Genomic DNA, 21,157 nt, shown 5'->3' with positions numbered 1-21,157 from the left:
CCTTAATTACCCAGTAAGATCTTGTTGGTCAATTCCTGATCGATCGTAATGTAGCCGGGATAGTTAACGGCCTTGTTACCCAGAGCAAGCGTCGGCTTGATTTTAATTGTCAGCTTAGACGGAGTCGTATTGGCTGAACCAGCCAGGTTTTGCACCAGTTGCGTAAACGCATCGCGGGTTTTCGAATCCGTGAAGAGCTGGTAGGCATTCGTACTCAACCGAACGGGAATTTGCGTTTTACCACCAGGTTGCACCTCAATCCGCTGGTTAAGAAAGCCGTTGAACATCTCCTGTCCTGCCAGTAAAACCTTGTATTCCAGCTGATTGATTCCCGCCAGTTTACCGGTCGGATTCGTTATAGCCAGGTTGATCCGGGCATCCAGTGGTATATTGCGGGTCAGCAGTCCCGTAGCCAGTCGTGGGTAACGGGCTGGATTGAGGTCTTCCAGCTTGCGAAACTGACGAATATCCGTTCCTGCCAGAAATACGCTATCTGCCGATACGATCGAATACCGGCAATCACCGAGGGCTTTTGCCTGGGAAATTTGTTGATTCACGCTGCACCGGCTGAGTAGAAATGGCATTATAGCCACTAGTATAATGAGTCCTTTTTTCATGGTTGATCGTTAATTCATTTCACACGTAACGTTCGACAGCGCGGAAAGAGTTTGGTTTAATCACAGTTGATCAAGCATCCTCCGTACCTGATTGGTGGTGCGAAGTCGGTGACTAACGGCTTCGCTTCAGCATAACCAGTCGATGCGTTGGAGAACGCGAAATTAAACCATATTCTAACACATTGGTTACAATAAGGAAAGTACTCAATCGGTTACTCAGGAAACTAAGGTACTTGCTTAACCACAAGTTTAAGTTTTCGCTTCCTGCAAGCCAAAACCAATCAACAATTTTCTATATTTGCCCGGTAACGCACCGGAAAAAGTAATGAATAAGCTAACCGCCGACGACCTGATTTATGGGTACATTCACGGTATTTTTCCGATGGCCGACGCAGACGGTACACTGTACTGGTACGCCCCCGATCCGCGTGCGGTAATTCCCATTGACACCTACAAGCCAGCCCATTCCCTACGGCCCATTTTAAATAAAAAACAGTTTGACGTTCGTATAAATACTGATTTTGAGCAGGTTATGCGCTACTGTTCACTGCCCCGTTCCGAAACGGACAGCACCTGGATCTCGGAAGAAATTATTAACGCGTATACCGAATTACACCACATGGGGCTTGCCCATAGCGTCGAAACGTATATAGACAATCGTTTAGTTGGCGGCTTGTACGGCGTATCGCTGGGTACTGCCTTCTTCGGTGAGTCTATGTTTCATCACGTCAGCAACGCATCCAAGGTCGCCTTCCACTACCTGATTCTTACACTCCGGCAACAAAAATTCGACCTTCTCGACACCCAGTTTATCAATGATAATGTAAAACGATACGGTGCCATTGAAATTCCCAAGTCAGCCTACATGAAGCAACTTAAAGCAGCTTTGCGCAAAAAAGCCCGTTTTACAGAGCCCGTGTTAGCGCATTTGTTCAACGATCAGGTGGAAGATTCAGGCACCGAATGATCTGAAATACGGAACATCTTGCCGGCAATGATTAGTTTTGTGCCCCTTTTGTTCAGGATCATCTTCGCTGACGGAAGGGACACTTTACATGTCAAAACCTGTTCTTGTCCTTAAATTCGGGACGGCATCCATTACAAAATCAACGGGCGAACCCAATGAACCCGTTATGGTGGACATTGCCCGGCAAGTGGCGGCTCTGCATCCACACTACAAAGTCGTTCTGGTATCGTCAGGCGCGGTAGGTGCCGGGAAAGCACAAATCCGGGATTACCGGGGCGACATCAGCCAGCGAAAAGCCGCTGCTGCCGTCGGTAATTTGCTGTTGTTGAATCAGTACTCCCGCTTCTTTTCCATTTACGGAATCTCGATTGCCCAAAGCCTTTGCGAACGTCATCATTTTGCCAGCCGCGATCAGTTTCTGCAACTGAAACAAACCTATGAGGAACTTTGGGCCAACGATATTATTCCCATTGCCAACGAAAACGACGTTGTTAGTAACCGCGAACTTAAGTTTTCGGACAACGACGAACTGGCTACGTTGATCGCCGTAGGTTTCGGAGCCGAAGCGCTCATGCTCTGCACGTCGGTCGGTGGATTGCTCGATGCCGACGGACACATCATTCGACAGGTAACCCGGTTCGATGAACAGCTGTTCGGCGTCGTCAGAACGGAGAAGTCGTCGCTGGGACTCGGTGGTATGGCCTCTAAACTGACCTTCGCCAAACTGGCAACCCGCATGGGCATTCGGGTCGTCATCTTTGGGCTCAACGAACCGGATAGTATGCGTCGGGCTTTACAGGGAGAACTGGGTACAGAATTCAGCCCGCAACCCACAACGCTGTCCGCACGAAATCGCTGGCTGGGCAGCGGCAGTCTTGCCGTGGGGCAGATACGGGTCGATGCGGGGGCGGTTCGGGCCTTGCAGCAACGTCGGAGTTTACTGGCCGTCGGCGTCAGCGCGCTGATTGGCGAGTTTACCGTTGGCGAAATGGTCGAAATCATTGACGAGCAGGACGAAACGATTGCCGTTGCCCGCGCCCGAATTTCGTCGGCTGCCCTGTCGCAGCAACTCAATCAACAGAACGTTGAGGTGGCAAATGCGAATGATATTGTACTTTTGTGACACTATCCCGGACGGCCACGTCCGGGTATTAGATTGCGAGTTCTTGTTATTTCTTACCCGGATGTGGCCATCCGGACGACTTGTATGACACCGATCACTCCACTCCTTCAGGCCACGCAACAGGCGTCCGCCGTTGTCAGACGGCTTAGTTCTGAGCAAAAAACGGACTTACTGAACCGGCTTGCCGATGTGTTGGCCGCGCACACAGCTGAGATCATCACCGAAAATCAGAAAGATCTGGATCGGATGCCGGAATCGGACCCAAAATACGACCGGCTTAAGTTAACGGAAGCCCGGATAGCCGATCTGTCCACAAGTCTGCGCGCGGTGGCGGTATTACCTGATCCGGCGGGAACCGTCATTTTTGAGCGCACGATTGAGCAAAACCTGCAACTCAAAAAAATCGCGGTGCCTTTGGGTGTTGTCGGCGTCATCTACGAATCCCGGCCCAACGTAACGGTCGATGTGGCATCGCTTTGTCTGCGTTCCGGCAATGCCTGTGTATTGAAAGGTGGCAAAGAAGCCGATTTTTCCAACCGCTATCTGGTTGACCTGATTCAGCGGGTTCTCGACGATTTTCAGATTCCCAAAGCTGCGGTAACATTGCTGCCTCCTGATCGGGCCGTTGTCAATGAGTTGCTGACGGCTACGCGCTACGTAGACATTATTATTCCACGCGGCTCCGAATCGCTCATACAGTTTGTGCGTAAGAATTCGCTGGTGCCCACTATCGAAACGGGCGCTGGCGTATGTCATGCGTACGTCGAACAAACGGCGGACCTGAAAAAAGCCACTGCCATTGTCGTCAATGCGCGCGTTTCCCGTCCGTCGGTTTGCAACTCGCTCGATTGCATTCTCGTCGACGAAACCGTTGCGGAGCAGTTTCTACCCATGCTGACGGCTGATTTCAAAAAATGGAACGTTGAGGTTTTTGCCGACGACGAAGCGTACCGGATTTTTGAGAACGCCGGGTATGAAAACCTCCAGCACGCCCGCGCTGACGATTTCGGACGTGAATTTCTGGATTACAAATGCGCAGTGAAAGTGGTTGCCGGATTCGATGAAGCGTTGTCTCACATTCAGGCGTATTCGTCGCGGCATTCCGAAGCAATTTTGTCACAGGATCAGTCAATTATCGACCGCTTTCTGTTCGAAGTCGATGCGGCTGCGGTTTACGCAAATGCCTCAACGCGCTTCACGGATGGGGGCGTTTTCGGACTGGGGGCCGAGATTGGTATTTCGACGCAGAAACTTCACGCCCGTGGCCCATTCGCGCTCGAAAAGCTGGTAACGGAAAAATGGATCGTTGTGGGCGATGGACAAGTGCGGTGGTAGGGTCAGCGTTTTTGTAAGGCGGCCTCCCAGCGGTCAAACACGGTCTGATAATGCTCGTGACAAGCTGCATCCGGCTCGAATGCCTGACCGAACTGCACTTCGTCGGCCAACTTTTCCAACGGCGTCGTTACGTTCGAAATCAACAGTATGGCTCCCATTGCGCTACTTTCATTGCTGTCGTTGAGCCGAACCGGAACGCCAAATATATCGGCCATCATCTGAACCCAGAACGTTGATTGAGCAAATCCGCCGTTCGCGTAGATTTTCCGCGTGGGGCCAGTCTGTTTAGCCAGCAACCGCTCGATGCTTAGCAGGTTGAACATGACGCCTTCCAGCGCAGCCCGAACAAAATGCGCTCGGGTGTGTCGGTAGTCCACGTTCAGGTAAGCGCCCCGCGCAGACGCATCCCAGAGCGGTGCCCGTTCGCCGTGCAGGTACGGCAGGAACAATAGATCGTCAGCACCGGCTGATACGGTGCTCGCTTCGGTCAATACGGCTTCCGTCTCTTGTTGCGTGAGCTTTTCGGCCAGCCACTGCAACACATTAGCTCCGTTGTTCGTCGGTCCACCGACGACGTAGTACGGTGTTTTGTTTCGCTCATCGAGGTAATAACAAAACAGTCGGCCATGCGGATCTCGCTGCGGTTTACTAACGGTCTGGCGCACCGCTCCGCTTGTGCCGATGGTTATGGTGGTAATACCGGGTTCGATACAACCCGCTCCCAGATTGGCCAGACAGCCATCCGATGCACCGGGGTACAACATCACGCCCGATGGTAGAGCGGTTTTCGCGACCCCCTCCTGATCGGGATTGTACGTCACGGCCAATGTTGTCGGTTGCGGTTCTGATAGTTGTTCGGGTCGAATACCGGCGAAATCGAGTGCGGGCTGATACCAGGTTCGCTTTTCGGCCTCAAACAATCCGGTGGCCGTAGCCATCGAGTAGTCAATATCGTAGCGAGCGGTCAGTTTCCACCAGACGTATTCTTTCAGTGAGATAAACCGGGCAGCCTGTGTTAGCAAATCGGGTTGGTTCTCCCGGAACCAGGCCAGTTTGCAGAGCGGAATCATCGGATGAATCGGTGTACCCGTATGCGCGTAGATGGCATCACCCAGCGAAGCCTGATCCGTATGCAGTTCAGTCGCCTGCGGTTCGGCCCGGTTATCGGACCAAAGCACCGCATGGGTCAATGGCTTTCCTGTAGCGTCAACGGCCAGCACACTATGCATACCGGCGCTGAAGCTTACACCGGAGATCGTTGCCTGTTGTCTTTTTGCGCCGATCACCACTTCACTCAATCCCTGCCGAACGGCCTGCCAAACGGCTTCGGGGTCCTGTTCTGCAAAATCGGGTTGAGGAGACAACGTTTTTAGTGGCAACGATGTTTGCGCAATGATCTTCCAGTCGTGGGGTGTTACGGCAAGGATTTTAACGTTGGTGGTGCCTAGATCCACACCGAGCAGACAATTCATAAAGCAACAAAATAAGATACAGGACGCCAAAACAACGGAATTTTCAGCGTTGTCCCTGCAAAATGATAGAAAATAAGTCTATCATTTAACCAGAAAAGACTGTCATTGATTAACCGATCTGTCAATTTTCGCTAGGGCACTAACTCGTGCTCCAGTAATTTCTGAACAACGTAAGCCTGTGTACCATAGAACTTAGCCATCTCGCCCAATTTAGATAGTTCAATGGATAGATTATCCCGATAGTTAGGTAGACAGTATTTATCGATAGCTTGTTCAATAGGTCGTGTGATCGACTTCTCGGCTTTTGCCAAAACGCCGTTGACAATAATCAGTTCGGGGTTGAACAGGTGAACGGCGGTTGATAATGCCTTTCCCAGTGCACTGCCAACGTCGCTAAGCAGATCGATAGAGAACGCGTCGCCAGCATTCGCTTTACCGATAATACGCTCAATATCGATGGCACTGCTATCGAGTTCGGTTAGTAGCGACACCCGACCCTCATCCAGTCCGATCCTGGCCCGTCGGATCAATGAAGAGGCCGACGCCAGCGTTTCCAGACACCCGACTTTACCGCAGCTGCACAGTTCACCATCCGTTTTCATCTGGATGTGGCCCAATTCGCCCGCGAATCCGGCAGACCCCTGCAAAATCTCCCCATTCGTGATAACACCCAGCCCGATACCCCAGTCGATGTTGACGGACAGCACGTGTTTTTTGTTCTGAGCCAGCCCAAACCGGTGTTCGCCAAAAATGGTGGCTTTGGTATCGTTGATCAGATAAACCGGCGCATCGAATATTGATTGCAACAGCTGATCCAGAGGCTGTTCAGGACTGTTTACACTCGGATACGTGTGATTGACCGCTTCCCACGGGTTCACCAGACCGGGCAACACCGCGCCCACGCCAACCACCTGCAGCTGGTCGGCTTTGATCCGCTGGGCAAGCTGTTCCAGCGGCTCCGCGAGTATGCGCAATAAGGTCGGCGATTTGTCCAGTCGCAGATCAACATCGAGCTGGTGAACAACCTGATTGGCCAGATTAAAAACCAGCAGCTTGGTGTCGTGAACGTTGATATCGACGACGACGGTAACGTACCGGCTAGCATCCAGCGCAAACAGCGATGGTTTCCGGCCATATTGAGCGGTTCCGGTTCCAATGCCCTGCACCCATTGTGTCATGCTCAATTCATCAATCAGCGATGTTGTCGATGGTATGCTGGTATGCAACCGGCTGGCCAACTGCGAAATAGTACGCGACTCTAACCGATACAATTCGTTAATAATCTGTCGTTTGAGTTTGTTTTTCTTCGCGTCTATAACGGAAAAGACGATGTGATCATGCATGTATAGTTACGAATCAGTTCTTGCGGCAAAAGCCAGGTTGGGTGATGGTAAGACCTCTTACCAATAAAGGTGTTTTTTAACGGTTATTTACCACGCCAGAACGCAACAAATCCGGATAATAACTCATTTTCTTAACGAATATCCGTTAACACACTGTAAGACAGGCTATAAAGTTGACCTAACTCCTTTGCTTTTTAGTTTATCGACAATGAACACGCCAATGGCTCTTCCCTGGGTCTGGCCATTCTCGATGGCATCCCGGTAGTGAATACCTCCGTATAAGCGTGAGATAGCGGCTTCAGCAGCCGCTTTCCGGAACGAATCAAACGATCGCTCCGGCAGATCGAAAAGTACTTCGGTGTTGTCAGTAAATGAAAAATTGTCGCCAATCAAATATGTCAGCACTTCGGCAACGGCGGTCGAAATAACGCTGTGCCCACTCGTGTACTCCGGGAACGGGGGCGTCTGCAACAACGGTTGCCAGCGCGCACTGATCGACCGGTTGATCACTGTTTCGGGCCGAATCCGGCTGCTTCGGTATTTCTCGTCCCAACAGCTGATAAAGGCATCCATCAGCGTCATGGCAACCAGCGAATGAATCATCACCGCTTTGTCAAAATTCAGGTGGGCTTTGCTGGTGGCGATGCTTGTTATGTTCATCCAGTGTCCTCCGGGGCTTATCTTCTTGAAACCAATCGACATGTGCCCGGAGGTGTTGATGGCGAAAGGGTTGCAATCCCAGTAAGAGGCAATGAACCGCTGGTTGTCGGTCAGATTCTTGCCCACCGAATAGACTTCATAGGCCAGTTTGTAAAACGCGCTGGTGGTATCCTTACTAAATGCAACGGGGGGAGCGGGCTTGAACTGGCTACAGGAATCGATCAGCATCGGGCGAATGATGCGCCAGTGTGGTTCAATAGCTTCAATGTAGCCCGGTGGCGTTGGAAACCAGAACCCGTCTGCTTTACTGGGCCGATAGCGGGTTCGGGCGCTCAGATTTCGGTAGTTGTCCGTTGCAGCATAAGCCATCACTTTTTTGGCTACCTCCTGCCCGACCTGCACCGACTGCTGAATGAGCGGATCGCTGTATTTTTCGCGCTTAAGCTCGTCAAGCAACTTTTTCTGTTCCTCCTCGAGCATATAGCCCGACGGCAGAATCAATCGACCCGCTTCGAGAATGCAGTACAGAGCCGCTATGTGGTAATCATACGGCTCCTTCGTTTCTATGGCCGGTTTAGTAAAGTCGCGGGCGAAAGCGGTTGGCGAAACAATTGTTTTCTGATGCTGGGCAACGAGTTCGTGCGCCCCCAACAGGCAATAGGTATAAAATCGACTGGCCGCCGGTGGATTGACCACATCGTGAATCATCACCATCGTCACCGCAAAGAGCGTTGGTTGGAGCCGCTTGCTCAAATCCGGCTTACTAGCTTCGGCCTGCCCTACCCGGACCAGAAGCAGACAAACGAGTAATGCCTTCTTCATGGCTTCTGCTTTTTATAAACCTGAATGGGCTGATTGAATGCCCCGATCATCAGTAAGTTCTGCTGCTTACTGTTCACACTGATCACGGATTTAACATCACCCGTTACCGACAGGCCGGAACGCGTCTGGTTGACATACGAAAAGTCGCCTTTTCCGTTCCCGAGCAGCAGACAGCCATAGTTTGCATCCATACTGCCAAGCTTCAGACGATTGTCCGTTTTGTTGCCCAGAAGCAATAAATCCAGGTGGCCATCGTGGTCGAAATCGTCCGCAATGGTGCTGGTAACCGGCGAAAACTGCGCCTGTATAGGCAACACGTGCTTGTCAAAGCGGCCATTCTTCTGGAGAAAACACACCGAATTACTCTCCGTAACCGTTAGTTTCTGCGCTTTCGCCAACTCTTCGGTCGAGAAGATATTCGTTAAGTTAGCGTTGGCGTAGTCTTTGTAGAACGCAAACTTTTTACGCATGGCATAAATCTGATCGTTTAATTCATCGCGGCTAACGAAGGGATAGGCAGTTCCCTGAACGTAAAACGTAAAGAAAGGATCAATCGAGCCGTTGTTATCGAAATCGGCGTAGACTAATTCGGCGGGCTCCTTCTTCGAAAAGCGGATTTGCGAATTATCGCCCAGATTTCCCGCAACAATGTCTTTCTGACCATCACCGTTTACATCAGTCACCGTCAGCGAAAACCAGAACCCTTTTTCTTCATCCGGAAAATACTGCTTCGTTTGATCGACAAATCCGGTTTTCGTATTCAGGTAAACGGTCACGGGCATGAACTCACCACAAAGTACCAGATCAGCACGGCCATCGGCGTTCAGATCGACCCACTGCGCATCCGTCACCATACCGACCCTGGTAAATGGCGCTTCTACGCGTCGAAACTGCCCCTTTCCTGTATTTTCCAGCAGATACGAAACCGGTGCCTCAGGATATCGACCCGGAATGACCCGACCGCCAACAAACAGATCAATGTCGCCGTCGCCATCGTAATCGAAAGGACGGACGCAGGATTTACTGCTCGCATTTACACTCGGCAACAGATTCTTGGCTACCAGCAATTTGCCCTGCCCGTTGTTGATATACAGTTCATCCTGCAAGGACTCGGTATTGGGCTCAAACAGCGAATACCCACCTTTGGCAATGTATAGATCGTCGTAGCCATCGCCGTTCGCGTCGAAAAAAGCAGCCGCTGTAATGGCTGATACCGCTTCATCGCCGATTACCAAGTCGGCAATCTTGCTGAACGATCCATTTTTCTGCTGGATCGAAATACTGCCGGTCTTGTTCTGATCGCCACTGACGAAAATATCGTCCAGTCCATCTTTGTTAACGTCGCCCTTTGCCAATACCGGCCCCGTGTGCGAATACATCCACAACATAAGCGGCTGGCGTTTGAAATCATTTTCGTTATAGCCCTCGTGCGTGTGCGCCAATACCGGCTCGACCTTCGTAAAAATGGTAGCCAATGGCTGTTGTGCCAATGATGAACTGGCTTTCGGCGCCATCGCCTGTTGCTGAATAACGAGTTGCTGATTGACCGAAACGCGGGTCAGTTTCTGCATTGATTGATCCGGCCAGCTAACCGTGATGGAATCGATGATAGGCGCGGTGCCGAGCCCAAAATGAAGCGTCAACGGCTGACTCGACAAATAACCCCGAACGGGATTCAATTCCTGGTATTGGGAATTTCCACCAGCATATACCATCACTTTCGCACCAATGGCCTGTTTATTGCCGGTTGTGGGGACTAGTTTTAGCTGAATGTAGCCCTGCTTCGATTGTTCGCGGCTCATATTCTGGTACACAAAAGCAGGATCGTTGATGTTGTTGACGATCAGTTCGAGATCACCATCATTATCGAGGTCGGCGTAGGCAGCCCCACTCGAAACAGCAGGCGTTTGGATACCCCAGTCCGTTTGTTTATTGGCGAAGGTCAGATCGTGGTTATTACGAAATAAGTAGCTTCGTATTTTGGTCGATGGCATGGCCCGAACCAGGTCCATCAATTGAATGGGCTGGCGGTCGATCGCCTTTTTTATCTTATAGTCACCCCAGTATTTCAGAAAATCTTTGTTGGTATAATCGCGCAGATAGCCGTTGGTAATGAAGAGATCTTTGTAGCCATCATTGTCGAAATCCGCCAGCAACGGTGACCAGCTCCAATCGGTATTCGAGACACCGGCGAGTTGGCCAATTTCACTGAACGTGCCGTTGCCGTTGTTGAGTTGCAGCATATTGCGCATATACTGCTTGAACAGATTTTGCTGCTGCATCAATTCAAACGATTCGTAATTCTCCTGAAGTTGCAGCAGTTTCTGACGCCGGTTATCCTCCGGCAGCATATCGAGCGACATCACATCCGGCAACCCGTCGTTGTTGAAATCGGCAATGTCGATGCCCATTGAGAAGTGCGCCAGGTGCCGAAAACAGGTTTGCGTATCGTCGCGAAAGGTACCGTCTTTGTTGTTGATGTAGAGGTAGTCCGGCTCGTTGTAATCGTTGGTTACGTAAATATCCGGCCAGCCATCCTTGTCGATATCGGCCACAGCCATACCCAGTCCGAACGTTAGCGGGTATTGATGGATACCCGCTTTTTTCGATACATCCACAAAGTGTCCGTTCTGGTTCTCTAGTAGTTTGTTACCAGCCAGTTCGTCGGTTTCGTTGTGGAGTTTGGCCAGCTCCATGTTGTCATATTTCTTTACATTATGGTGCAGCAGAAACACGTCGAGATCGCCGTCTTTGTCGTAATCGAAAAATGTGGCCTGCGTCGTATAGCCCGGATCATCCAGCCCGTATTGCTTTGCCTGTTCGACAAACCGAACGGTGCCGCCATTGGTCCCCTGATTGATAAAAAGCTGATTCCGGCGTTTATCATTATCGCCTTTCCCGGAATAACAGAGGTAGATATCCAGCAGTCCATCGCCGTTTACGTCGGCCATGCTGACGCCGGTTTTCCAGCCTCCGCGCCGACCAGCCAGTTCAGCCCCCGTTTCGTTCGTAATGTCTTTGAATTTCAGCCCACCCAAGTTCAGGTACAGCTTGTTAGCTTTTAGATTGGCCGTAAAGAATACATCCTGTAAGCCATCATTATTTACATCGCCGACGGCGACGCCACCACCATTGTAGAAATATTCGTAAGAAAGTACATTCAGGCTCTCGTTCTCGTCGATTTCGTTGTTAAAATCGATGTTTGTCTGTTTGGCGGGGAGCAGCTGAAAGAGCGGAGATTGGGCGTTAGCAGTCGAATTGACTACGTATAGAAATAGACTGACGAAGCAGATAATATAGCTTTTCGGATAATGGAACAGAATAAATTTGATCGTATAAAGTGGGCTGGTCATCGCAGTATAGTCATAGCACAGGATACTCGGAGATGCTTACCAGTAGGATTATTATGCTCGGAAACAAAGCAAAAAAGGTAAGGAGCTACGAAAGCTACCTTACCTTTTTTGACACCGTTAATGCTATTTATCCCACCAAACCCGGCTGGTAAGCAGATCACCACCCGTCAGCGTCGTTACTGCCGACGCATAGTTCGCGGCATTAGTTACGTTTTCAGTCGAGAGGTAGATCATCCGGCGTGGGATGGTCGCGTTAGTTACGTTACCGGGATAGTTGACCGGGGTCAGCGTCGGATACCCTGACCGACGCCAGTTGTTCCAGGTCTCGATGAAGTTAAACATCGATCCGGTCGTTTTCCAGTACTCCGTATTGATTGCCTTCAGCGAAGCATCCGTGGACGATACGTCCAGCGGGTGAGCCGTGGCGAATGCAGTGGCGGTTTCGGTAGCAATGGTTGCCGTGGCATCCAGTTGCGACAGTGAAGTCATTGCACCAATCAACGCATTTTTGTAATGGTCGGCAGCCGTACCCGACACGTTCCAGCCGCGTACTTTAGCTTCGGCCAGCAACAGTTCCGTTTCAGGATAGGTCAGAACCATCAGCGTACCGGCCCGTTTCAGATAGACCGAAATCCGTGGCCGAGAGTAGTTACCGAGTGGCGCAATGTCCGTACCCGAACCGGTAGCCCCCGGATAACCAGCCTGCTGGCGAATATCCGTAGCCCCGCCGTTCAGGTCGAAACCGTTCGGCAGACCTACCTGCACAGAAGCCGCATTGTTACCTACCAGTGTCTGACTGGCGTTGTTAGCGGCTCCGGCCTGTGGTACTTCGGCAATGGCGCTTAACCGGGGATCGCTGGTTGTTTTCAGCATATCGATGAACGTTTTCGACCAGCGTAGCTCCCGGAAATCGTCCGATACCTGATAGACGTTGTAGATGGCAGACGTCGCATTATTCGCATCGGCAATTTCCTTTGCGTTATCATCGATCGACGTAAATACACCACCCGCAGCCGCTTTTTCGGCCCAGGTTTTAGCCGTTGTCGGATCTACTTTGGTCATTCGCATGGCAATACGCAGCATGACGGAATACCCAAACTTTTTCCATTTGGTAATGTCACCACCGTAAAACAGATCACCCGTTGGCTTCGCTTTCGACGCGTCCAAAGCGGCAGTAGCCTGTTCCAGTTCGGTTAGCAGCGACATATAGATCGACTGCTGGGTGTCATACTTAGGCGTTGTGATTCCCGTCTTGGCACTGAAAGCCTGTGAGTACGGAATATCACCGTATACATCGGTACCGCGCTGGAAATTCAGCGCCTGCATGATCCGGCCAATGTTGTACAGGTTTACGTACTGGTCTTTGCCAGCGGTCAGGCGAATCATCTCGGCTAAATCAGCCCCCGTTTCGTACGTCCGGTTGAAGATGGCACCCTGATAACCCGTTGACCCCGATGTATTTACGTATTTATCACCGTTCCCATAATAGCCTACTGTGGAGGCCAGAACCTGCATAGCCGTACTCTGATACAGCATGGCATCGTAGCCAACGTTGATGTACCGGTTCTGCGCCTGTGGCAGGAAGTAATTAGGGTCCCATACCGCTTCACTGGCTTTGGTAGGGTCCGTGTTGATCTGGTCAAAATCCCCCGTACAGCTCGTTGTCAGCCAAAGGGCCATCGAAGCAATACAGATCGCTTTATAGTTAATTTTCATGGCTTATTTCTTGAATCGGGCGTTTAGTGTAAAACCGAACGTTCTGGTCGAGGGCAATTGCAGACCTTCGATACCGGCATACCGGATATCGGTCGAGATACCGGCTTCTGGATCGAAATTGTCTGTGTGTTTCAGCAGGGTAGCGAGGTTACGGCCAACCAGCGAGAGCGACACCGCTTCGAAGGGGAACCGGCTGTTGCTGAACCAGCGAGCGGGCAGGTGATAACCAAGCGTAACCTGACGAAGCTTGATGAAGTCTGAGCTAAATACGTTCAGTGCCGATACGTTGTTCACCAGTGATGGATAGTACGTGTATGCAGGCACATTTTTCGAGTTGGTTTCGCCCGTCGCTAACACACCATCGGCCACAACACCCGTCTCACGACCGACCAGCGTCATTTTGTTCAGACCGTCAACGATCGAGTAGTGGTTGGTAGCCGACAGCACTTTGCCACCGAACTTATAATCGAACAGGAACGAGAACGAGAAATCTTTGTAATTGAAGCTGTTATTCAAACCACCGTACAAGTTAGGTAGTGCCGATCCCATCGGTTTCAGTTCGCCCCGTAGTGGAACACCATCTGAACCAACGATAATTCTACCGGCGCTATTGTACTGGTAATCGTAAGCCATGATCTGCGAAGCCGCCAATCCTTTCACGTGCGCAACCCGACCGTTGTTTGGCCGGTAGCTACCCAACAGTAAGGTTTCAGGACCTTCAGCCCCTGTGATGCTTACGATCGTGTTTTTAACGCTGGTCAGGTTGAACGACACATCCCATTTGAAGCCCGAGCTAACAACCGGTGTACCCGTCAGCAATACTTCCAGACCGGCATTGCGCGTTGAACCCAGGTTCAATACGGCCGACGTAAAGCCCGACGCAATGGTCAACGGAGCACTTACGATTTCGTCGGTTGTCTGCCGGTGGAAATAAGCCACGTCAAGTCCCAGACGGTTGTTCAGGAATTTTGTCTCGAAACCAACTTCAAACTCTTTCAGACGGAACGGCCGCAGATTGATGTTTGGCATGGTCGTCGCATCGCCATTATTGGAAAAACCACCTTGTGGGAAACCGTTGTAGGTATTACCCAGCACATAATATTGGCTCGTCAGGTAAGCGTCGTACGCTTCACCGCTCGTTTGGGCGTACGAAGCGCGCAGTTTGCCGAAGTTCAGGATTGACGGTTTCCACAGTTCCGAGAACACGAAGCTACCGGATACCGAAGGCGCGAAAATACCCCGGTTGGCGGCTGGCAGTGTTGAGTACACATCGTACCGACCCGTTGTCGACAAGATCAGGTAGTTTTTGAAATTGAAGTCAGCGGTATAGTAACCCGACTGCACCTGGCGCTCGTTGTAACCATATTCCTGGCTTCGCGACAACGTATTGGAGATCGTGTACAGATACGGAATGCTCAGCTGATTGCCAGCAATCTGAATGTAATCAGACTTATTTTTCCGCAGGTTAGCCCCCAGTGCGACACTGACGTTCAGATCGGTCGTGATATTGCGGTTGATACCCAGCAAGGCATCTACGTTCAATTCGCTGGTTTGCGTTTTGCGCTGGGTTAAGCTACCTAAGCGCGAATACGCTGTACCATAAGGCGTTGTGTTGAACAGACCGTCGTTGATGAAGTCATATCCAATCCGGCCTTGCAGGTAAATCCAATCCGCAAACTGGTATTTACTCGTAATGGCCGAAATCAGCCGTTTCCGATCGTAGTTGTTCTTGTACTGATTGACCACAAACCAAGGGTTCGATTTGTACGAATCATCACTCCATACCGTCTCATCGCCGGTCGTTGTGTTGTAGCCTGGTTTCAGGGCTTCCTGGTTGAACGAGGTAGCCATCAGTTTGATGCCGTAGTTGGCATTGAGCGGTCCATCCATCAGCTGCGCCCGGTTCTCGTCCTGCTGGTCGATGTAATTGGCCATCACGCTCGCATCGAGTTTGCTGGTGATTTTCTGATTGACGTTCAGACTGATCGTTTTCCGTTTCAGTCCGCTGTTGCGCAACACCGACTGTGCGTTCATCGACGACAGTGACATCCGGAAGCTGGTCATCTCACTTCCACCCGATACGGCAACGGTATTCGTCAACGTCGACGCGGTCCGGTAGAATTTCTCCATGTTGTCCTTCACCGGCGAGTACGCATATTGCTTCCCGTCGATTTGGGTGAACTGCGCCCCGTCCATCTTTTCGCCCCAGCTGTAAATACCCGAGTTGCGGGCACTGGTGACGTCAGTTGGGCGTTTGTTCTGCGTTCCCTGACCGTATTCGTATTGGTAATCGGTGAAGTTGATAATTTTATCGAACTGCTGGTTCAGGTTGTATTCAACCGATAGAGCCGAGTTTTTGCTGCCACTCTTGGTCGTAATCTGAATGACCCCATTAGCAGCCCGTGTACCGTACAGAGCAGCCGCCGAAGCGCCTTTCAAGACAGTCATCGTTTCGATGTCGTCCGGGTTGATGTTCGAAATACCATCGCCATTGGTTGTACCACCCCACTCACCCGAATTACCGCGCGAGGTGTTGTCCATCGGAATACCGTTGATGACAAATAAGGGGCTACCACCGGTGAAGTTACTGACGCCACGCAGGTTGATGCGGGAAGCAGTACCTGGGCCACCACTGGCAGGCGCAATGTTCAGACCGGCAACACGACCCTGCAACGAGTTGATGACGTTGGTTTCGCGCGCTACGTTCAACGACGAACCATCGATCGTTGTCACCGCGTAGCCAATGGCCCGTGTATCTTTCTTGATACCAAGCGCCGTAACGACCACTTCATCCAGAGAAGCATCGCCCGGAAGCAGTTTTACGTTAAAGACGGTCTGGTTGCCAACAGTAATTTCCTGTTTTGTGTAGCCGATGTACGAAAACACCAGTACCGTATTACCCTCGGGTACCGATAGCCGGAAGCCACCATTCGAATCCGTATTTGTCCCTTTCGTCGTTCCCTTGATGGTGACCGTTGCGCCAGCCAGACCATTCCCTTTTTCATCGAGGACGCTACCCGTAACGTCCCTGTCCGCTGCCATAGCGAGTGATGACGCTAGGAAAACTAAGGTTCCCAGGCATAACAAAACCTCTCGAAAGGCTTTCTGTAGCTTCTGTTTCATGAAATTTACTTTTTAGGTTATACTCGTAATTTGGTTAACTCACTTCCGCTTAGGAGTCAATGAACGGAGATACTTACTAACTAATTGACAATCATAGGCACTTTCCTCAATAATGAGCCGCTTGTCTTGGGTTAAAATCAGTACTGAACTAGGTGTACGAGAGACACTTTCTACTTTATAACGTGTCAACTACTGACGAACTTAGCTGCTTATAAGATGCTATTGCCTATTGAACTCGTATAGTATTTGGTGAATGACCGTTGCTGGCAAATATATCCTATATTTTAAAATATTTTACAATCAAGCTTACCTTTATAAAATAATCAACGCAGTATGAGTCATACTAATAAATAATTAATTAATACAATTTTTGTGTACTTCCTTACTGAGTTCAACCCATGATATTGGATACCTCCTAGATTTCCGATTAAAACTTATGTAAATGGGCAGCTTCCCAATTTGGGCGAAGCCGGAAAAGTCATAGAAAAATTTCTTACTCTTGCCGATTCAAGCAGTTTCATACTTATTCAGTTAACACTGATTTCATGAAAATCAACCTTTTTTTTAATGCGTTTTTCATCACGCTCGCCCTTATCACCGGGTCTATTCTCACAACATACGCTCAGTCAGCGTCACGGGCGAAACCCTACGTTATCATCGGTTATATCAGCGGAGACGGCTGGACGAAAAGCCAGATCGACGCCCAAAAACTGACGCACATTAACTACGCGTTTGCCGTTCCGGCCGCCAATGGTGAGCTAGCCCCGCTGAAGGCAAAGGATGTGGAAAACCTGGCCAAGCTTAATGCGCTCAAGGCCGATAATAAAAACTTAAAAATTCTGATCTCAATTGGTGGGTGGGGCGGCTGCAAATACTTTTCAGATGCCGCACTGACCGAAGCGTCGCGACGGAAGTTTGCCGCCAGTGCTGTCGATCTGCTCAAAAAGAATAAACTCGATGGGGTCGATATCGACTGGGAATACCCCGATCAGCCGGGCGACAACAACATTTTCCGGCCAGCTGACAAACAGAACTACACCCTTCTGTTCAAGGCGCTACGTGAGCAACTGGACAAACAGGGACGTCAGGACAAACGCGCCGGAGCCAATCACTATCTGCTCACTACGGCAACGGGTGTCGATACGGCGTTTGTCAATCACACCGAACTGGGCAAGGCGCAGAAGTACCTCGACTACGTCAACATCATGACTTACGATATTTACCACGGCAACGACAAAGTGACCGGTCATCATAGTAACCTGTACCAGTCGAAAAAAGGAAACCAGTCGCGCAACAGTTCAGCCGATGGCGTTGATGGCCACATTAAAGCGGGTGTTCCGGCCAATAAGATCGTGTTGGGCATCCCCTTCTACGGGCGCGGCTGGGCCGACGTTAACCCGCAGGATAACGGCTTGTATCAGCCCGCCACGGGGAAGCACTCCTTTATCAGTTATGACGAGCTGGCGGATAAATACATCAGCAAAAACGGCTTTACACGGTATTGGGATGCCGACGCGCAGGCTCCTTATCTGTGGAACCCAACCTCGCGCATGTTTATTTCCTACGCCGATGAAGAATCGTTTGATCACAAGGTCGAGTACGTCAAATCCAAGCACCTCGCCGGAGTAATGTTCTGGGAATACATCTACGATTTGCGGCAACAGAAGTTATTGAACAAACTCGTTAGCGGGCTGGAAAAATAACGGCCCAATTCAGAGTTACTCTTCGGCTCTGCCTGGTTTAGGGTATATTTGTATCAGGCTCCTGCTGTATGGTGGGAGTCTGGTACAAACAAACTGGTTGGTATGCCTTGTCTGCGGTTGGCGGTTGTTTTTAGCGCGTTCGTTTTCTTTGTCTCCTGCCGTTCTTCCACGTCAACCGAAACGACCAATTCCCCTACCCTTCCGGTTGCGACTCAGCTCACAGGCAAACAACTTAGCCAGAGTTATTGCAGCAGTTGCCACCAGTTTCCGGAACCGGCCCTACTCGATAAGACGACCTGGCAGAAAGGCGTTTTACCGCAGATGGCTTTACGCATGGGTCAGTCGGGCAACGCAATGGCCGAGTACATGCGCATCAGCAATATGGACGAAATGACGCAGCTTATGGAAGCGAAGGTCTTTCCCGAAGCGCCGATGCTGCATCCCACCGACTGGCAGAAAATCGTGGATTATTACACGTCCGAAGCGCCGACAAAATTACCCCCGCAATCTCCGCACACTTCCGTAACAGTTGGCTTACCGCTGTTCCGCATCCAGCAATCAAACCACGCCGTCGACGCCTTTGTGACGATGCTTCGGTATGATTCACTGGCGCATAGAATCTGGGTTGGCGATGGGCGAAACAATGTGTACGCGCTCGATCACAAACTAAATCGAATTGACTCCCTGCAACTGGATAGTCCGGCAACTGATCTAGTTCCAAAGCCCAATGGTCGCTTTGACCTGCTGATGGTAGGTGTTCTGAACCCCAACGATCGAAAAGCAGGCACCTGGACCCAACGAACCCGACAGGAAAAAACGGCCCCGGCCCTGCTAACCGGTCTACAGCGTCCCGTTCAGGCGGTCCCGATAGACCTGAATCGCGACGGGCGGGAGGATGTACTTATCTGTCAGTTTGGCAATCATCTGGGCAAACTAACCTGGCACGAACGGTTGTCATCGGGCTACAAAGAGCATGTTCTCGATAGCCTTCCCGGTGCCAGACGCGTGATCGTTCAGGACATCAACAAAGATCAGTGGCCCGATGTGGTCGCGTTATTAACACAGGGCAATGAGCAGGTGGCCGTCTATTACAACCAGCATAACGGTCAATTCAGAAAAGAAACCGTGCTGCGCTTCCCACCGGTATATGGGTCCAGTTTTATCGAACTAATGGACATTGATCACGATGGCGACCCCGATCTGGTTTATGCGAATGGCGACAATGCCGACTACTCCATTGTCCTGAAGCCGTATCATGGCATCCGTATCTTCCTGAATGACGGGCATTTTCGTTTTCGACAAGCGTGGTTTTATCCGATGCATGGAGCTACGCAAACGATCATTCGCGATTTCGATCAGGATGGTGACGAGGATATAGCGGCTATTGCTCACTTCCCCGATTTTTCGCACCGCCCCAACGAAAGTTTCATCTATTTCGAGAATCAGGGTACGCTGCGTTTCCTGCCCCGAACCTTCCCCAATGCCGAACGGGGGCGCTGGCTGACTCTAGACGCGGGTGATGTCGATCAGGATGGTGACGATGATATTCTGCTAGGCTCGTTCTTCAGACCAACCGGCCCCGAACATGTCGACGTAATGAGCAGCTGGCGCAAACCCGGTACGGGCGTTCTTCTGTTGAAAAACACGCTAAAAACTAAATAACACCGTAGTGATCATCCCAAAAAACGATACATTAGTACCCATTAACCAGCTACTCATAAAATCACTGGATTATGAAAAAAGCCCACTCATGTAAGCAATTCAGGTCAATAGGAGCCGAACTGACAGCGTTCCTGAGAGAAGTAATTCGGGGTAAAATCAAAATCGATGTCAGCTAAATTTGTACTATATCGCTCAAGAGAGAACAGAGCAAACTGCCAAAAACAGAAAGGGGAGCCCATGAAGCTCCCCTTTCTGTTCTAATGGTAACGTACCCTACGGCACGTACGTTTCCAGCACCGTCATTGCCCCATCCGGCACGAGCGTAACGTTATCGACTGAAGCAGGAATCAGCGCGCATTGGCCCATCTTGAGTGGCACACTGTAGCCGCCTTTGGCTTCAATCGTCAGGGAACCACTCACGCAAATCAGAACAACGAACGAGTCGATGTGCGTATAATCATGCTCCACCTCTTCGTCGAAATTGAGCACGTTGGTCACGAAATAATCGCTCGTTACCGTGTTCACACTCTCGTTTAGTGTCGATTCGTACTGTGTTTTATAGTGATCGTAGTGGTGATAGTCGATGGCATCAACGGCTAGTTCAGTGTGAAGTTCGCGTTTTTGCCCCGTCGTGGCATCTACCCGATCAAAATCGTAAATTCGATATGTTGTGTCGGACGTTTGTTGAATTTCGGCGAGCAAAAGACCTTTTCCGATGTAGTGCACTCGCCCCGCTGGCAGAAAAAATACGTCGCCGGGTTTTGCCGGTTCGATGTTTAAAATATCCTGAATCGTATTGTCGGCCACCGCTTTGACGTATTCCTCTTTCGTCACCTCACGGTTGAAACCCGCATTAAGCTTGGCTCCTTCGTCGGCCTGCATGATGTACCACATCTCGGTCTTTCCGAAGCCACTTTTCCGTTTTGCGGCCAGTTCGTCGTCTGGGTGAACCTGTATCGACAGGTCATCATTTGCATCGATGAACTTGATCAACAAGGGAAAACGGTCACCGTATTTTGCGTAGACGTGCTCACCGACCAGTTCACCTTTGTATTGTGCTACCAGATCGCGGAGTGTTTTTCCCTGCAAAGACCCCTCTTTCACCACCGAAACGTTGCCTTCTACGTCAGATACCTCCCAGGTTTCGCCACAGTTTGGCAACGGAGAGAAATCTTTACCGAGAATGGTATTTATTTTTTGACCACCCCAGATTTTGTCTTTAAAAATGGTCTCGAATGTAAGCGGATACAGCATAATGTCA

At 50.5% G+C, this 21,157-nt stretch carries 13 protein-coding genes; 5 read left to right on the top strand and 8 right to left on the bottom strand.

The genetic code is table 11. The features are described 5' to 3' along the window. Positions 1 to 2: 2 nt before the first annotated feature. Positions 3 to 617 carry a hypothetical protein gene (locus GK091_RS06680; protein ID WP_164035817.1) on the bottom strand — a complete coding sequence of 205 codons (615 nt, stop codon included), beginning with the start codon at positions 615 to 617 and terminating at the stop codon, positions 3 to 5. 325 nt (positions 618 to 942) lie between these two features. On the opposite strand from GK091_RS06680, the gene aat reads away from it, so the two are divergent. The 3 genes from aat to GK091_RS06665 all read left to right on the top strand — a co-directional run bounded on the left by aat (position 943) and on the right by GK091_RS06665 (position 4,042). Further along, positions 943 to 1,584: a leucyl/phenylalanyl-tRNA--protein transferase gene (gene aat, locus GK091_RS06675; RefSeq protein ID WP_164035816.1), complete on the top strand. Its 642-nt coding sequence runs from the start codon at positions 943 to 945 to the stop codon at positions 1,582 to 1,584. 88 nt (positions 1,585 to 1,672) lie between these two features. Then, positions 1,673 to 2,707: a glutamate 5-kinase gene (proB, locus tag GK091_RS06670; protein ID WP_164035815.1), complete on the top strand. Its 1,035-nt coding sequence runs from the start codon at positions 1,673 to 1,675 to the stop codon at positions 2,705 to 2,707. An 84-nt stretch (positions 2,708 to 2,791) separates the two neighbouring features. Then, entirely contained in the window at positions 2,792 to 4,042 is a 1,251-nt protein-coding gene (locus GK091_RS06665) for a glutamate-5-semialdehyde dehydrogenase (protein ID WP_164035814.1), read from the top strand. Positions 4,043 to 4,044: 2 nt separating this feature from the next. Here GK091_RS06665 and GK091_RS06660 read toward each other — a convergent pair whose 3' ends face one another. The 6 genes from GK091_RS06660 to GK091_RS06635 form a co-directional block, all read right to left on the bottom strand. Further along, positions 4,045 to 5,514: a gluconokinase gene (locus GK091_RS06660; protein ID WP_164035813.1), complete on the bottom strand. Its 1,470-nt coding sequence runs from the start codon at positions 5,512 to 5,514 to the stop codon at positions 4,045 to 4,047. A gap of 131 nt (positions 5,515 to 5,645) precedes the next feature. Continuing rightward, positions 5,646 to 6,857 (bottom strand): ROK family transcriptional regulator, encoded by a 1,212-nt coding sequence (locus GK091_RS06655; RefSeq protein WP_164035812.1) that lies wholly within the window; start codon positions 6,855 to 6,857, stop codon positions 5,646 to 5,648. 165 nt (positions 6,858 to 7,022) lie between these two features. Further along, entirely contained in the window at positions 7,023 to 8,339 is a 1,317-nt protein-coding gene (locus GK091_RS06650) for a vanadium-dependent haloperoxidase (protein ID WP_164035811.1), read from the bottom strand. Continuing rightward, positions 8,336 to 11,692: a VCBS repeat-containing protein gene (locus tag GK091_RS06645; protein WP_164035810.1), complete on the bottom strand. Its 3,357-nt coding sequence runs from the start codon at positions 11,690 to 11,692 to the stop codon at positions 8,336 to 8,338. Before GK091_RS06645 ends, GK091_RS06650 begins: the two co-directional genes overlap by 4 nt. A 123-nt stretch (positions 11,693 to 11,815) precedes the next feature. Beyond that, positions 11,816 to 13,408, bottom strand: coding sequence for a SusD/RagB family nutrient-binding outer membrane lipoprotein (locus tag GK091_RS06640; RefSeq protein ID WP_246202155.1), 1,593 nt, complete (start codon positions 13,406 to 13,408; stop codon positions 11,816 to 11,818). Positions 13,409 to 13,411: 3 nt separating this feature from the next. Next, a complete protein-coding gene (locus GK091_RS06635) occupies positions 13,412 to 16,450 on the bottom strand; it encodes a SusC/RagA family TonB-linked outer membrane protein (RefSeq protein WP_317166277.1) in 3,039 nt (1,012 codons plus the stop codon). Between the two features lie 626 nt (positions 16,451 to 17,076). On the opposite strand from GK091_RS06635, the gene GK091_RS06630 reads away from it, so the two are divergent. Both GK091_RS06630 and GK091_RS06625 read left to right on the top strand, forming a co-directional pair. Further along, a complete protein-coding gene (locus GK091_RS06630; RefSeq protein ID WP_164035808.1) occupies positions 17,077 to 18,234 on the top strand; it encodes a glycoside hydrolase family 18 protein in 1,158 nt (385 codons plus the stop codon). 102 nt (positions 18,235 to 18,336) lie between these two features. Continuing rightward, the gene (locus GK091_RS06625; RefSeq protein WP_164035807.1) at positions 18,337 to 19,896 is read left to right on the top strand and encodes an FG-GAP repeat domain-containing protein; all 1,560 of its coding nucleotides are present in this window, start codon (positions 18,337 to 18,339) and stop codon (positions 19,894 to 19,896) included. A 273-nt stretch (positions 19,897 to 20,169) separates the two neighbouring features. Here the strand turns inward: GK091_RS06625 and GK091_RS06620 are convergent, their stop codons facing one another. After that, positions 20,170 to 21,150: a type I phosphomannose isomerase catalytic subunit gene (locus GK091_RS06620; RefSeq protein ID WP_164035806.1), complete on the bottom strand. Its 981-nt coding sequence runs from the start codon at positions 21,148 to 21,150 to the stop codon at positions 20,170 to 20,172. Positions 21,151 to 21,157 lie beyond the last annotated feature (7 nt).

The organism is Spirosoma agri (assembly GCF_010747415.1).
In the GTDB taxonomy this organism is placed as follows: domain Bacteria; phylum Bacteroidota; class Bacteroidia; order Cytophagales; family Spirosomataceae; genus Spirosoma; species Spirosoma agri.
The sequence above is the reverse complement of the archived record's forward strand: the minus strand, read 5'-3'. Positions and strand labels throughout refer to the sequence as shown.

Coding starts and splice junctions, on each gene's coding strand:
- GK091_RS06680 (WP_164035817.1), bottom strand. CDS start 617: ATGAAAAAAGGACTCATTATACTAGTGGCTATAATGCCATTTCTACTC.
- aat (WP_164035816.1), top strand. CDS start 943: ATGAATAAGCTAACCGCCGACGACCTGATTTATGGGTACATTCACGGT.
- proB (WP_164035815.1), top strand. CDS start 1,673: ATGTCAAAACCTGTTCTTGTCCTTAAATTCGGGACGGCATCCATTACA.
- GK091_RS06665 (WP_164035814.1), top strand. CDS start 2,792: ATGACACCGATCACTCCACTCCTTCAGGCCACGCAACAGGCGTCCGCC.
- GK091_RS06660 (WP_164035813.1), bottom strand. CDS start 5,514: ATGAATTGTCTGCTCGGTGTGGATCTAGGCACCACCAACGTTAAAATC.
- GK091_RS06655 (WP_164035812.1), bottom strand. CDS start 6,857: ATGCATGATCACATCGTCTTTTCCGTTATAGACGCGAAGAAAAACAAA.
- GK091_RS06650 (WP_164035811.1), bottom strand. CDS start 8,339: ATGAAGAAGGCATTACTCGTTTGTCTGCTTCTGGTCCGGGTAGGGCAG.
- GK091_RS06645 (WP_164035810.1), bottom strand. CDS start 11,692: ATGACCAGCCCACTTTATACGATCAAATTTATTCTGTTCCATTATCCG.
- GK091_RS06640 (WP_246202155.1), bottom strand. CDS start 13,408: ATGAAAATTAACTATAAAGCGATCTGTATTGCTTCGATGGCCCTTTGG.
- GK091_RS06635 (WP_317166277.1), bottom strand. CDS start 16,450: ATGGCAGCGGACAGGGACGTTACGGGTAGCGTCCTCGATGAAAAAGGG.
- GK091_RS06630 (WP_164035808.1), top strand. CDS start 17,077: ATGAAAATCAACCTTTTTTTTAATGCGTTTTTCATCACGCTCGCCCTT.
- GK091_RS06625 (WP_164035807.1), top strand. CDS start 18,337: ATGCCTTGTCTGCGGTTGGCGGTTGTTTTTAGCGCGTTCGTTTTCTTT.
- GK091_RS06620 (WP_164035806.1), bottom strand. CDS start 21,150: ATGCTGTATCCGCTTACATTCGAGACCATTTTTAAAGACAAAATCTGG.